The organism is Mucilaginibacter sp. A3364 (assembly GCF_059690715.1).
In genome coordinates, this window is sequence record NZ_JCAWED010000003.1 from 59,374 (window position 1) to 73,014 (window position 13,641).

The window sequence follows — 13,641 nt, forward strand, 5'->3', positions numbered from 1 at the left end:
GCATCCGGCAGGATGATTTAATTTGAAACTCTTTTACATTTTTTTGCTAATTTTCGACGGTCGAATTCAATCAATAGTGAACACGGATGATGAAGGTTAAATTTATAATACTTGCCATTTTTACAACTACCCTGTTGTTTGTACAGATAGCATCTGCTAATAATGATATTACGGAATCATCTGTAGTATTGAAAACATTAAGTGGCAATATATATGGCACTTTAGCTATGCCTGCTGGCACTAACGGTAAAATACCTGTAGTACTGATAGTGCCCGATTCTGGACCAATTGACCGCGACGGAAATAGCGCAAAAACCAATATCAGCGCCGCTACCTACAAAAAGCTTGCTCAAGATCTGGCCGCAAATGGCATTGCCAGTTTACGTTATGACAAGCGCCTGGTGGGCCAAAGCATTGGTACCACCAAAGAAAACGACATGCAATTGGATGATATGACCGATGATGCCTTAGGTTTTATCAATATTTTAAAGGCCGATGAGCGTTTTGCTAAAGTGATCATTTTTGGCCATGGCGAGGGCGCGTTGGTAGGTACGCTGGCCACAACTGCAAGCGAAGGCGGCGTAAACGCGCTGATATCTGCCGAAGGCGCAGGGCTGCAAGGCGACCAAATCATAAAAGAACAAATGAAATTACAACCGGGCTATATTGCCGACGGGGTTCAAAGAGTGATGGACTCACTGAAGTTTGCTAAGTTTACCCCAAAGGTTGATTTGGCACTATATCCGTTTGTGCGGCCAAGCATACAGGTATACGTGATGACCTGGTGCCGCTTTTTACCGGATAAGGAGTTTAAAAAGCTGAAGATCCCTACCTTAATAGTACACGGGACTACCGATCTGCAAATAAAGGTTGATAATGCTAACCTATTAAAAAAAGCCAAGTCAAACTCAACCCTGACCATAATACCGGGGATGAACCATATATTCAGGGAGGGGCTCACGGACAGGGCGCAAAACGCTGATACCTTTACCAAACCCGACCTTCCGCTAAAACCAGAATTTATAACCGCGGTAACCGATTTTATAAAAGGGCTGAAGTAGGCTTACTTTTTCCAGTTACCCTGCAAGCGCCTTATAACTACTATTTCGCTGATGTGATAGGCCGTATGGTCGGCTATTTGCAGTGCTTCGCGCAACAGGCTTTGGCCCTCGCCATGCGGAAGTTTGGTGTAAATATCTTTCTCGCGCAATAATTTAATAAACGTTTCGCGGTCGGTTTCAATTTGCTTAATGGCACTTTCCCAGGCGGCATCATCATGCGGCGCAGCTTCTTTGGGCCAGTAATCATCGGGCCAATTAGGTGATTGGTGATCCTGATCGATACTAAACTGCAGCATATCCAGTTGCGCTATACGTATATGTTCTACCAGTTGCCAAATACTGTAGGGCAAACCTTCGGGTGTTTCGCCGCGCGCATTGGCGGGTAAGTTTTCAAGCGCATCTGTAAGGCTGATGTGGGCACTCCCGCCACGCATCAGTTTGATCAGTTCGTCGATCAGCATAGTATGGTTATCGCTCATAAATCAAATACTTTCGCTAAATGTTAGTCGGTTACCAAAAGGGTCTATCACCGTCACCATGACAGATTTGGTGTCCCATTCGGGCGTCTCCAATCCGGGACGGTTATACTTGTAATTTTTATCCAGTAATACCTGGTGATACTGGCGCAGATCTGTAAACTCATCAATACCCGCATGGCTACCCGGACAGGCATCGCCATGATGCTCGGAAAGATTGATTCTGATATCCCGCAAGGACAACTGTAGATAAAAAGGCGCATTATCCGGGCGATGCTCCCAGTCTATTTTAAAGCCCAGCCATTCTACATAAAAAGCGATGGCCTTATCATAATCAAACACCCTGAATATTGGTTTTACCTGCGACATATGTTGTTATTTTAAAATCAAAGGCAATTTACAAGCCAAAAAATTAAATGCTTTATTTTTTTGATACTCAACAAGTCATAAAATAATACATTTACAGCCAGTATATATTATAAACCTATGATCATTGTAATACAATGCCCCGACCAGGTGGGCCTGGTGGGTACCATCGCTTCGGCAGTTGCCCGGCAGGGGCTTAACATCATATCGCTACGCGAACACGTGGATAAAACAGAGGAACTGTTTTTTATGCGTTTGGAGATAGATGAAACGCATGATGTACCCGCGCTGGAAGTAGAGTTAAAGAACGCGCTCCCGGCAGATGCGGCAATTACTATTAACCCCCAGCCCGATAAAAAGGTGGTGATAATGGTTACCAAAGAATACCATTGCCTGGCGGATATACTGGTGCGCAATTATTTTAATACCCTTGGCGCCACCGTGCAATGCGTTATAGGTAACTATGAGCAGTTAGGCGATATATGCCGGCGGTTTGATATTCCTTTCTATTTCGTATCGCACGAGGCAAAAAGCAAGGACCAGTTTGAACAGGAAATAAGCACCATTATTGAGCCCTACCAGCCCGATTACCTGGTGCTGGCCAAATTTATGCGTATCCTGTCGCCGCAGTTTGTGGCTCATTACCCTATGCGGGTTATCAATATACACCACTCGTTTTTACCGGCTTTTGTGGGTGCTAACCCCTACCGCCAGGCCTTTGAGCGGGGTGTGAAACTGATAGGCGCTACGGCACATTTTGTATCTAACGAACTGGACGAGGGCCCCATCATCGCGCAGCAAATTATACCCGCTAATCACTCGTTTACCGTGCCCGATATGGTGAAGGCCGGCAAAGAGATCGAGACAGCCGTACTAGCCAAAGCACTTAAACTGGTGTTTGAGGACAGGGTGTTTGTTTATAATAATAAGACGGTGGTGTTTGATTAAATTTTAGTATTGAGTAGCTAGTATCAAGTAGCTAGATTTTGGATGGTTAACCTATTGGGTGCGCCACTTTAAAAGTGGCGCACTTGGCGCACCTGATTTTTACAACTATTTGATTATTAGATTTTTATCAAAAAAAGCGGCGCAATGCGGCGCACTCTCTTTATTTTTTAAATGACTGATTATTAATTATTTATAATATTTTATAATTTACACTTTCAAAAAGTGGCGCACCTTTTTTCAAAATACCCCGTCATTAGTGATGTACAAGTGTATGATCCGATTACGTAAAGTCGTGCAGTATTTGTCACAATGGGATCGTCACGCTACACTCACGATGACATCCTTATTGATAGTTACAGCCCGATATTTTTCTTAACCTTAGCAGGCAGCTTTTCCGCTATCAACCGGTATGACTGTTTGATGTAATGCTCCCACTCCGTTTGCGATAAGGTGCTGATATCCTTAGCCAACACCCATTTATACCGCGCCACATATGGTTGTGGTTCCAAGCCGTCTTTAGCAATGATCTCTTCAAAATCTTCGGCAGGCACTTTAAACGAGGCCGATGGCGGAACTCCATCCGGGTAAGTAAATAAAAATGTTTTATCGCCCACATTAAAACACAGGTGATCACCCAGTTTAATATCCTGCGTTACGCCGGGTAATTGGTTGCAGATGTGTTGGAGGGTTTCGATGGTCATAGAGTAAAGATACGCATTAGACTTACGAAGTTTAATTCGGTGTTGTTTGTTTTTTAAAGGCCTCATTGAGGGCTTCGCCGTTTTAAAACTTCGTAAGTCTAAACTTGCCCGTAAGTCTGTCACCCACCAGTAATTTGCACATCTGCATATTCGCACATCCGCACATTATCACTACCTTTACCGTACATTACTGATTTTACTATGCTCAAAGGATTTTTCAATGTTCCTGCGCCGCAAAACGAGCCCGTGTTAAACTACGCTCCGGGCAGTGCAGAACGTGCAGCCCTTAAGGCTGCTTTACACGATGGCCGCTCAAAAGTTATTGATATACCTATGTATATTGGCGGTAAGGAAGTAACAACCGGCAAAAAGCTGGAGATACGTCCACCACATGATCATCAACACCTGCTGGCTACCTTTTCTGAGGGTGATAAAACGCATGTAGAAGCTGCAATTAACGCTGCCTTAGCTGCCAAAGCCAATTGGGAACAACTGCCCTGGGAACAACGCGCCGCCATATTTTTAAAAGCTGCCGACCTGTTGGCAGGTCCGTACCGTGCCCGTGTTAACGCGGCCACCATGCTGGGCCAATCTAAAAACGCTTACCAGGCCGAGATCGATTCGGCTTGCGAGTTGATAGATTTTCTGCGTTTCAATGTAAGCTACATGGCCGAGATCTACCAGCAGCAACCACCTATATCGCCAAAAGGTATCTGGAACCGCGTGGAGCAACGCCCGCTGGAAGGTTTCATCTTCGCGCTTACGCCGTTTAACTTTACGGCTATTGCGGGTAACCTGCCTGCATCTGCAGCCATGATGGGTAACGTAGTGGTTTGGAAACCTGCCTACACCCAAATATTTGCCGCCAATGTGTTAATGCAATTATTCCGCGAAGCGGGACTGCCAGACGGTGTGATCAACTTAATTTATGTTGACGGACCGGAAGCCGGCGAGGTTATTTTTAATCACCCTGATTTTGCAGGCATTCACTTTACAGGCTCTACCGCTGTTTTCCAAAACATATGGCAAACTATTGGTACCAACATACACAAATACAAAACCTACCCGCGCATTGTGGGCGAAACCGGTGGTAAAGACTTTGTGCTAGCCCACCCAAGCGCCGATGCCGATGTAGTAAGCACCGCCTTAGTGCGTGGCGCTTTTGAATACCAGGGACAAAAATGTTCGGCTGCATCTCGTGCTTATATCCCTGCCTCATTATGGCCTGCGGTTAAAGCCAACATGCAACGCGACCTGGCCACCATTAAAGTTGGCCCGACCGAAGATTTTGAAAACTTTGTGAACGCCGTTATCACCGAAGCATCGTTTGATAAACTGGCCAAATATATTGACGACGCCAAAGCTAACGACAAGGTAGAAGTTGTTGCCGGCGGAACGTACGATAAAAGCAAAGGCTGGTTCATCGATCCAACCGTGCTACGTGTTGACGACCCTTACTACGTTACCATGTGTACCGAGCTGTTCGGCCCGGTATTGACCATATACGTTTACGAGGATGCCAAATTTGACGAAGTGCTGAACATTGTTGATAAAACATCGATATACGCCCTAACCGGCAGCATCATATCTCAGGATCGTTATGCTATCGCGAAAGCGACTTACGAACTACGCAACGCCGCGGGTAACTTCTATATTAATGATAAGCCTACCGGCGCGGTAGTTGGTCAGCAGCCATTTGGCGGGGCGAGAGGATCGGGTACTAACGACAAAGCTGGATCAATGATCAATCTGCTGCGTTGGGTATCACCAAGAACTATTAAGGAAACTTTTGATCCGCCGAAGGATTATAGATACCCGTTCTTAGCAAAGGACTAATTTATTAGAGTCAAGAAACAAGAGCCAGGAATCAAGAATCCTGGCTTTTTTGTTTTATAGTTTGGTAGGTTGGGCTAAAGCCCTATCTGTTCGCTTTATTATTCCGTTGGCTAAAGCCAACGGCAATGAAGTAGTTATCGCAAACAAAAACGCCGCCTCGTAATGAGGCGGCGTTTATTATCAGCCAAACAAAGCAATCTTGATTCTTGGCTCTTGGTTCTCCCTACAAGAACTTAAACACATCCTGCATCGCGTCGTTGCTTTGCGTGCTTACCTGCATATCTTTAATAACACCGGTTTCAATACTGTAAACCCAGCCGTGTACAGATACGTCCTGGCCTTTTGCCCATGCATTTTGAATGATGGTGGTTTTGCAAAGGTTGTTTACGTTCTCAACCACGTTTAACTCAACTAAACGGCTGGCGCGATCTTTCTCGTCAGCAATAGCGTCTAATTCTGCCGCGTGTAAACGGTAAACGTCTTTAATGTGGCGTAACCAGTTATCAATTAAACCAAATTGCTTATTGGTCATTGATGCTATTACACCACCGCAACCGTAGTGACCGGTTACTATAACGTGTTTTACTTTCAATACGTTTACGGCGTAGTCAAGCACGCTCAGCATATTCATATCGGTATGCACCACCATGTTGGCAATATTACGATGAACGAAGATCTCGCCCGGCGCGGTATTGGTTATCTGGTTGGCTGGTACACGGCTATCGGCACAACCTATCCATAATATTGGTGGCGCTTGTCCTTGTGCCAGGTCGGCAAAAAAGTTAGGGTCGCTGGCTAAAGCTTTTTCAACAAAAGTTTTGTTGCCTTCTAATAATGATTCGTAAGTGATGTGACTAGTGTCGTGAATTTGTGCGCACATAGTATTTATAATTTGTTAGTTAGATTTAAATTTAATTGTTTCTTCAATTACGCATAAACAAACGGCCTATGCGATGTAAAATTAGTGATGCAACATCGTAATACAGTATGGTGAGCAATAAAAACGGTACAAAGTAAAATATTTTAAACTCGTACAAGTCAAATAAATACCCGCCTATTATCCCTCCTATCAAATAAAACCCTAACACGGTAAAACGGATATAGATCCGGTTCTTCACCGCCTCGGTAGCTTTACTTTTAGGATGCAGCCATTCTGAAATATCGCCCCCCAAATCGGTAAACAAACCTGTTAAATGCGAGGTTTTGATCAGTCCTCCCGATATGGTTGATACCAGGCTGTTTTGCAAACCCATGCAAAATAACAGGCAGGCTATTACCAATTCGCGCTCGCCCTGGGTTTCCTGGTAAAAATTATTACCGTATACGGCTATAAAAAACAGCACAGCTATTTCTATAATAATGGGTACCGAGTGTGCCCGATAAAAACTTCGCTCCTGTAATGACCGTACAATAAAACTCGACAAAAAAGCTCCCGCGAAAAACATGAACAACCATAATACAAATACGGTTATTTCGCCCAGGTTTTGTTCAACAATATGTTTGGATAGGTTGGCCACATGCCCTGTAACATTTGCTGTAAATGCCAGGAAGGCTACCATACCTACCACATTGGTGATACCTGATACCGCTGCTGTTGATGAAGCCAGCATCAGGTTCGCGCTCAGGGAGCGATCGGCTTTTGATTGTCGGAGCATATGTAGTTAAACGTAAGTCCGGCCAATTCAGTTTTACTGTTGTATCATCTCTACCCTTAAAAGCAGCCCCGGCCGCATCGCGCGACCGGATCTGGCTCCTTTTACACTTATTAAACTGTATTTTTATTTTTTGTAGATCAGCTCTTTCAGCTTCGGTATCTCGTAATGCTCTTTAATATTTTTTAAAGTAACGATGATGCCTTTAGTGAAAGCGTTATGCTTATAGTTGTGGATGATCTCCAGCACATCCTGATCAATAAAACGGGAGTTGGTACCATCAATGATCACCTCTGTTTCCTTAGGCAGCCCGGTAAGCGTAACCTGTATGGCGGCTTTATTCAGGAATGAAACCTCTTCGGCCAGCTTCAGGGTAATGATCTTTTTATTATCGCTGTCCTCGATCTGGTAGAAGTAGGGGTTGCGCATATTGGTACGTAATATATAAAATACGCCTACGGCCATACCTATACCTACGCCCATCAACAGATCGGTAAATACTACCGCTATAATGGTTACCACAAACGGAATGAACTGGGTAAGGCCATTATGCCACATGTGCTTAAACAAGCTAATGCGGGCCAGTTTATAACCCGTCATTAACAATATGGCGGCAAGGCATGATAGTGGTATTAAATTGATCAACCTTGGTATAAACAAAAACGATAACAGCAACAGGAAGCCATGTACAATGGCACTCACTTTGGTACGTGCACCCGCATTAACGTTGGCCGATGAACGTACAATTACCGCCGTCATAGGTAATCCACCAAGCAAACCGCTCACTATGTTTCCCGCACCCTGGGCTACCAGCTCGCGGTTTGTCGGGGATATTCTTTTTATAGGGTCAAGCTTGTCAACAGCTTCTATACTCAGTAAAGTTTCTAAACTGGCTACAATGGCAAAAGTTGCCGCGGTTATCCAAACCTGTTTGTTGCCAATTTCACCAAAATCAGCCATGCGGAACAAGCCAAAAAACTCTTTGGCATCATTTACCACCGGCAGGCTTACCAGTTGTTTTCCGCGCAGCGCGAAATCTGTACCGGTAAATACCAGGCTTAAAATAACGCCTGTTACTACAACCAGCAGCGGCGCAGGCACTACAGCTAATTTTTTAAACTTCGGCCAATAGATCAAAATGGCCAATGATACCACGCTGATAATAACCGCTCCATAATTTATTTTGCTTAAAGCACCTAAAATACCCGAAAAGGTATTGTGCTGATCTGCCTGGGCAAAGCCTTCGTCACCTTCAAAATCGGCATCGTAACCCACCGCGTGCGGGAATTGCTTCATGATGAGGATGATACCTATCGCGGCCAGCATCCCCTCAATAACTGCCGAAGGAAAGTAGTTGGCGATGGTACCTGCCTTAATAACGCCTAGTATTATTTGTAGTACCCCTGCCAGGAATATACTTAACAAAAATGTTTCGTAATTGCCAAGGCCGTTAATGGCGTTCAATACAATAACGGTAAGACCGGCAGCCGGACCCGCAACACTCAATTGCGAACCGCTTACCATACCTACAACCACACCACCTATAATACCGGTTAATAAACCGGCAAACAAAGGCGCGCCCGATGCCAGGGCTATACCTAAACACAGCGGCAATGCCACCAGGAATACAACAATACTTGAAGGAAGATCTTTTTTAAGGTTTTTTGCCAAAAAATATTTCTGGAGATTAAGACCGCCCATAGCAGCCCCATCTTGCTTAATTTGCATATAATAAATATGAAAGAATAAAAAATTTAACTGATTAGAATACCCGGCCTGACGACAGATCAGACCCCGAAATACAGTTAAACGTTGGGAGGCGGTGTGGGAACCACGCGGTGATACAACTGCACGGGCAGCGCATCCTCCTGGTTATGTAAGCAAGTGTTTTCCATTACCAGTACGTGGTAATGAAACGAGGTTAGCAGGTGTTCGTCAATAGATTTTTTCTCTTTGAACGAGTCCTTTTCAGGGCTTTCTTTCTCGCCCTTGGTTTCCTGCTCTAACTGCATAATTACAGAAATAGCAACCTTGCTATCCAAAAATGAAAATATAGGAATAACAGAAATAACCATCTTCGCGGCGAAGACGATCATAAACAGCAGCGCTGCAGATTTTCTGAGATTCTTGAAATTCATCGTAGCAAATATATAAATAATCGTTTCGGTTTAATCAAACTGCAATTGTATTTTTATCATTACTTTTATCATCCTTACATAAAATAAACAAACTAAAATTTTGGAGAATAAGATAAAAACCTTAAAAAATAAGCGTGAGCAGGCCCTGGCCGGGGGCGGACAATCGCGTATCGAAAGTCAGCATAGCAAGGGCAAATTAACCGCCCGCGAACGTTTACATTTTTTAATGGATGAAGGCTCCTTCCAGGAAATTGGCATGCTGGTGGCCCACCGCTCAACTGATTTTGGCATGGAAACAGAGAAATATCCCGGCGACGGCGTAGTTACCGGTTACGGTACTATCAACGGTCGGTTGGTTTATGTTTATTCGCAGGATTTTACCGTTTTTGGCGGCTCGCTGTCAGAAACCCATGCCGAGAAGATCTGTAAGATGATGGATATGGCCATTAAAAATGGCGCGCCTTTGATAGGTCTGAATGATTCCGGTGGCGCGCGGATCCAGGAAGGCGTGGTATCGCTGGCCGGTTATGCCGACATTTTTTACCGCAATACCATGGCATCGGGCGTGGTGCCGCAGCTATCGGCCATTATGGGCCCCTGCGCGGGCGGCGCGGTGTACTCCCCTGCCCTTACCGATTTTATTTTGATGGTGGAGCATACCTCTTATATGTTTGTAACCGGGCCTAACGTGGTAAAAACCGTAACGCACGAGATCGTCACTTCCGAAGAACTGGGCGGGGCCAATACCCATGCCAGTAAATCGGGCGTTACCCATTTTGCCTGCGCTAACGAGATTGCGGCCATCAACCATATTAAACAACTGCTAAGCTACATGCCGCAAAACTGTGAGGACAAGCCGCCCATGCTACCTTACACCTCGCAAAATGAATTGCGCCCGGAATTGAACAACATCCTCCCCGAGGCAGCGCTCCAACCGTATGACGTTCGCGAGATCATCACCCAGGTAATTGACGCCGAGTCGTTTTTGGAAGTGCATAAAGATTACGCGGAGAATATTGTGGTGGGCTTCGCCCGCCTGGCGGGACGCAGCATTGGCATTGTAGCCAATCAGCCGGCTTTTTTGGCGGGTGTGCTGGATAGAAACTCATCTGTAAAAGCGGCGCGTTTTGTTCGTTTTTGCGATAGCTTTAATATACCGCTGCTGGTAATAGAAGATGTGCCGGGTTTCCTGCCGGGAACGGATCAGGAGTGGAATGCCATTATCACCAACGGTGCCAAGCTGCTTTACGCTTTCTGCGAAGCTACGGTACCGCGCGTTACCGTCATCACCCGCAAAGCCTATGGCGGAGCCTACGATGTAATGAACTCAAAACATATCGGCGCCGATATGAACTATGCCTGGCCAAGTGCCGAAATTGCCGTAATGGGTGCCAAAGGCGCTGCCGAGATCATCTTCAAACGCGAGATCAGTTCCGCAGAAGACAAGGAAGCCAAATGGAAGGAAAAAGAACAGCTATACAGCGAAACCTTCGCCAACCCCTACCGCGCCGCCGAGCGTGGTTTTGTTGATGAAGTGATTGAACCGGCTGAGACCCGCCTGAAACTAATCCATGCTTTTAAGATGCTGGAGAATAAGGTGGCCAATAACCCGAGGAAGAAGCATGGGAATATACCGTTGTGATGCTTTTCTTTGTCATTCTGAGCATAGCGAAGAATCTTATACGCCGGACAGGCGATACGTAAACTTGTCAATTGTAGAAGATCCTTCGCTATGCTCAGGATGACAACGATATATTAAATATGCAAAACATCTCCATCGAACAGATCCGCCCCGAACTTACCTGGCGTTTGCGCCAACAGGTGTTATACCCTGCTTCCAAATTTTACGAGATGGAAATGGACGAAGACAACCACGGCTATCATTTCGGTGCATTTAAGGATAATGGGCTGGTAGCTGTAGTGTCTTTGTTTCATGAGGGCACAAATTGGCAGTTCCGTAAGTTTGCGGTGAGCGAAGAAGTGCAGGGCATGGGCATAGGAAAAGCCCTGTTACATTACATCACCGAATTTGCCATTGCCGAAGGCGCCACCCGTATATGGTGCAATGCCCGCGATACGGCTATTGGCTTTTATACTAAGTATGGCTTTGTAACTACGGGTGAGAAATTTGAACGCGGCGGCTTTAATTATGAGATCATGGAGAAGCTGACATAAGCTAAAACCCTGCTTTACAAAGCCCAAATACAAAACCTTTTACCTTTATCCTTTAACCTTTTACCTCAAAAAACTATATTTGTGCCCGATCATTAAAACGATCAGGAGTAATACCTATGGCTAAAAAGAAAGAAGAAAAGCAACCACATGTACCGGTTGTTACAGAAACCTCCCTCGCATTTTTCGAAAAATATATAAATAACGCTTCGCCAACCGGCTTTGAATGGAAAGGCCAGCAATTGTGGCTCGACTATATAAAACCATACATCGACGATTACTTTGTTGACAACTACGGCACCGCGGTAGGCGTTATCAACCCCGAAGCCGAGTACAAAGTTGTTATTGAAGCGCATGCCGATGAGATATCATGGTTTGTTAACTACATTACCAATGATGGTTTGATCTATGTTATCCGTAACGGTGGATCAGATCATCAGATAGCGCCTTCAAAACGTGTAAATATCCATACCGATAACGGCCCTGTTAAAGCAGTTTTTGGCTGGCCGGCTATCCACACCCGTTTAGGTGGCGAAAAGGAAGAATCCCCGTCATTAAAAAACATCTGTTTGGATTGCGGCTGTACTTCAAAAGATGAAGTAGAGAAGTTGGGCATCCATGTTGGTTGCGTAATTACTTACGAGGATGAGTTTATGATTTTGAATGACCGCTATTATGTTGGTCGTGCTTTAGATAACCGTGCCGGTGGCTTTATGATTGCCGAAGTTGCCCGTTTATTAAAAGAGAACAAAGTTAAATTGCCTTTCGGCTTATACATTGTTAATGCCGTGCAGGAAGAAATTGGGTTACGCGGTGCGGAGATGATAGCCAACCGGATTAAACCGAATGTTGCTATTGTTACTGACGTTACTCATGATACCCAAACGCCGATGATCAGCAAAATTGCTCAGGGCGATCTGGCTTGCGGTCGCGGCCCGGTGGTGTCATACGCTCCTGCTGTTCAAAACAACCTGAACAAGGTACTAATAGAAACGGCGCAAAAAAACAACATCCCTTTCCAGCGCCAGGCTTCGTCACGCTCAACCGGTACCGATACCGATGCCTTTGCTTACTCAAACGACGGTGTGCCATCAGCGTTAATATCATTGTGCTTGCGTTACATGCACACTACGGTTGAGATGGTGCATAAAGAAGATCTGGATAACGTGATTAGCCTTATCTATCATTCGTTACTGAATATTGAGGCGGGACAAGATTTCCGTTACATAAAATAAACAATATTAAAACTATACGGTTATGTATGCTTGGTATATTTAGCCGTTTTTTAATTGAAATACCACTATAGAAATTCACCCAATAAAACTATGAAACCTACTCTTTTAATTTTGGCCGCAGGTATGGCCAGCCGCTACGGCAGCATGAAGCAAATTGATGGCTTTGGCCCTAATGGCGAAACTATTATTGATTACTCGATACATGACGCTATTCGCGCGGGTTTCGGTAAGATCAGCTTCATCATCCGCGAGGAGTTTGCCGAGCCGTTTAAAGCTATTTTCGAGCCTAAATTAAAAGGCAGAGTTGAAACAGATTACGTTTACCAGGATTTTGATCTGACAAAATTTGGTATTGACAGAGTGGTTGAGCGCGCTAAACCATGGGGTACTGCCCACGCCGTACTTTGCGCCCGCGACCAGATACATGAGCCATTTTGCGTAATTAACGCCGATGACTACTACGGTTATGATTCTTTCGAGAAAATGGCCAAATTTTTAACTACCGAAGTTGCTGACGACCGTTACGCTTTAATAGGTTACCAGATAGACCGTACTTTGTCTGATCACGGTTCAGTATCGCGCGGTGTGTGCGAGGTTGATGCTGATGGCAACATGACCGAAGTTAACGAGCGTACCGAGGTTTTCTTTAAAGAAGATGGCAGCGTAGCTTACAAAGATGCCACCGGCGAATATCCGCTAAGCAACGATACCCGCGTATCGATGAATTTTTGGGGCTTTACTCCGGCTGTTTTCAAACAAAGCGAGCAAATGTTCCGCGATTTTGTTGAAGCTAACCATGAGAACCCTAAATCAGAGTTCTTTATTCCGTTGGTTGCCGATAAATTAATCAAGAGCGGCCAGGCTTCATTTAAAGTTATCCCAACCGGTTCGAAATGGTTTGGTGTTACTTACAAAGAAGATAAGCCTATTGTACAAAAATCAATTTCTGAATTAGTGGAGAACGGTACTTACCCTTCAAACCTTTGGGATTAATTTAGCAGACTTACGAAGTTGAATTGTTAGACTTACGAAGTTTTAAAAACTTCGTAAGTCTTA

The 13,641-nt window shown here is 44.8% G+C and carries 14 protein-coding genes; 7 read left to right on the top strand and 7 right to left on the bottom strand.

Annotated features, from left to right (window positions below):
* Positions 1-86: 86 nt before the first annotated feature.
* Positions 87-1,061 carry an alpha/beta hydrolase gene (locus tag AC59JT_RS18385; protein WP_497401793.1) on the top strand — a complete coding sequence of 325 codons (975 nt, stop codon included), beginning with the start codon at positions 87-89 and terminating at the stop codon, positions 1,059-1,061.
* A 2-nt stretch (positions 1,062-1,063) separates the two neighbouring features.
* Here AC59JT_RS18385 and AC59JT_RS18390 read toward each other — a convergent pair whose 3' ends face one another.
* Together AC59JT_RS18390 and AC59JT_RS18395 are read right to left on the bottom strand one after the other, a co-directional pair.
* Positions 1,064-1,540, bottom strand: a complete 477-nt coding sequence (locus tag AC59JT_RS18390; protein WP_497401795.1) for a DinB family protein — start codon at positions 1,538-1,540, stop codon at positions 1,064-1,066.
* A 3-nt stretch (positions 1,541-1,543) separates the two neighbouring features.
* Complete coding sequence (locus AC59JT_RS18395) at positions 1,544-1,906, bottom strand: glyoxalase superfamily protein (protein ID WP_497401797.1); 363 nt, start codon at positions 1,904-1,906, stop codon at positions 1,544-1,546.
* 117 nt (positions 1,907-2,023) lie between these two features.
* On the opposite strand from AC59JT_RS18395, the gene purU reads away from it, so the two are divergent.
* Positions 2,024-2,851, top strand: coding sequence for a formyltetrahydrofolate deformylase (gene purU / locus AC59JT_RS18400; RefSeq protein ID WP_497401799.1), 828 nt, complete (start codon positions 2,024-2,026; stop codon positions 2,849-2,851).
* A gap of 353 nt (positions 2,852-3,204) precedes the next feature.
* Here purU and AC59JT_RS18405 read toward each other — a convergent pair whose 3' ends face one another.
* Complete coding sequence (locus AC59JT_RS18405) at positions 3,205-3,552, bottom strand: MmcQ/YjbR family DNA-binding protein (protein ID WP_497401801.1); 348 nt, start codon at positions 3,550-3,552, stop codon at positions 3,205-3,207.
* 201 nt (positions 3,553-3,753) lie between these two features.
* Between AC59JT_RS18405 and pruA the strand changes: the two genes are divergently transcribed.
* Positions 3,754-5,388: an L-glutamate gamma-semialdehyde dehydrogenase gene (gene pruA / locus AC59JT_RS18410; RefSeq protein ID WP_497401803.1), complete on the top strand. Its 1,635-nt coding sequence runs from the start codon at positions 3,754-3,756 to the stop codon at positions 5,386-5,388.
* 223 nt (positions 5,389-5,611) lie between these two features.
* On the opposite strand, the gene can is transcribed toward pruA, so the two are convergent.
* The 4 genes from can to AC59JT_RS18430 form a co-directional block, all read right to left on the bottom strand.
* Positions 5,612-6,268 carry a carbonate dehydratase gene (gene can, locus AC59JT_RS18415; RefSeq protein WP_497401805.1) on the bottom strand — a complete coding sequence of 219 codons (657 nt, stop codon included), beginning with the start codon at positions 6,266-6,268 and terminating at the stop codon, positions 5,612-5,614.
* Between the two features lie 43 nt (positions 6,269-6,311).
* Entirely contained in the window at positions 6,312-7,043 is a 732-nt protein-coding gene (locus AC59JT_RS18420; RefSeq protein WP_497401807.1) for a YoaK family protein, read from the bottom strand.
* Positions 7,044-7,166: 123 nt separating this feature from the next.
* Positions 7,167-8,768: a SulP family inorganic anion transporter gene (locus tag AC59JT_RS18425; RefSeq protein WP_497401809.1), complete on the bottom strand. Its 1,602-nt coding sequence runs from the start codon at positions 8,766-8,768 to the stop codon at positions 7,167-7,169.
* Between the two features lie 77 nt (positions 8,769-8,845).
* Positions 8,846-9,178, bottom strand: a complete 333-nt coding sequence (locus tag AC59JT_RS18430; RefSeq protein ID WP_497401811.1) for a hypothetical protein — start codon at positions 9,176-9,178, stop codon at positions 8,846-8,848.
* A 100-nt stretch (positions 9,179-9,278) separates the two neighbouring features.
* Here AC59JT_RS18430 and AC59JT_RS18435 point away from each other — a divergent pair, with 100 nt between their 5' ends.
* From AC59JT_RS18435 to AC59JT_RS18450, 4 genes are all read left to right on the top strand, one after another.
* Complete coding sequence (locus tag AC59JT_RS18435; RefSeq protein ID WP_497401813.1) at positions 9,279-10,820, top strand: acyl-CoA carboxylase subunit beta; 1,542 nt, start codon at positions 9,279-9,281, stop codon at positions 10,818-10,820.
* A 119-nt stretch (positions 10,821-10,939) separates the two neighbouring features.
* On the top strand, positions 10,940-11,353 hold the full coding sequence (locus AC59JT_RS18440; protein WP_497401815.1) for a GNAT family N-acetyltransferase: 414 nt from the start codon (positions 10,940-10,942) through the stop codon (positions 11,351-11,353).
* Between the two features lie 116 nt (positions 11,354-11,469).
* Positions 11,470-12,585 (top strand): M42 family metallopeptidase, encoded by a 1,116-nt coding sequence (locus tag AC59JT_RS18445; RefSeq protein WP_497401817.1) that lies wholly within the window; start codon positions 11,470-11,472, stop codon positions 12,583-12,585.
* Between the two features lie 90 nt (positions 12,586-12,675).
* Positions 12,676-13,578: a nucleotidyltransferase family protein gene (locus AC59JT_RS18450; protein WP_497401818.1), complete on the top strand. Its 903-nt coding sequence runs from the start codon at positions 12,676-12,678 to the stop codon at positions 13,576-13,578.
* The last annotated feature ends 63 nt before the right edge of the window (positions 13,579-13,641 follow it).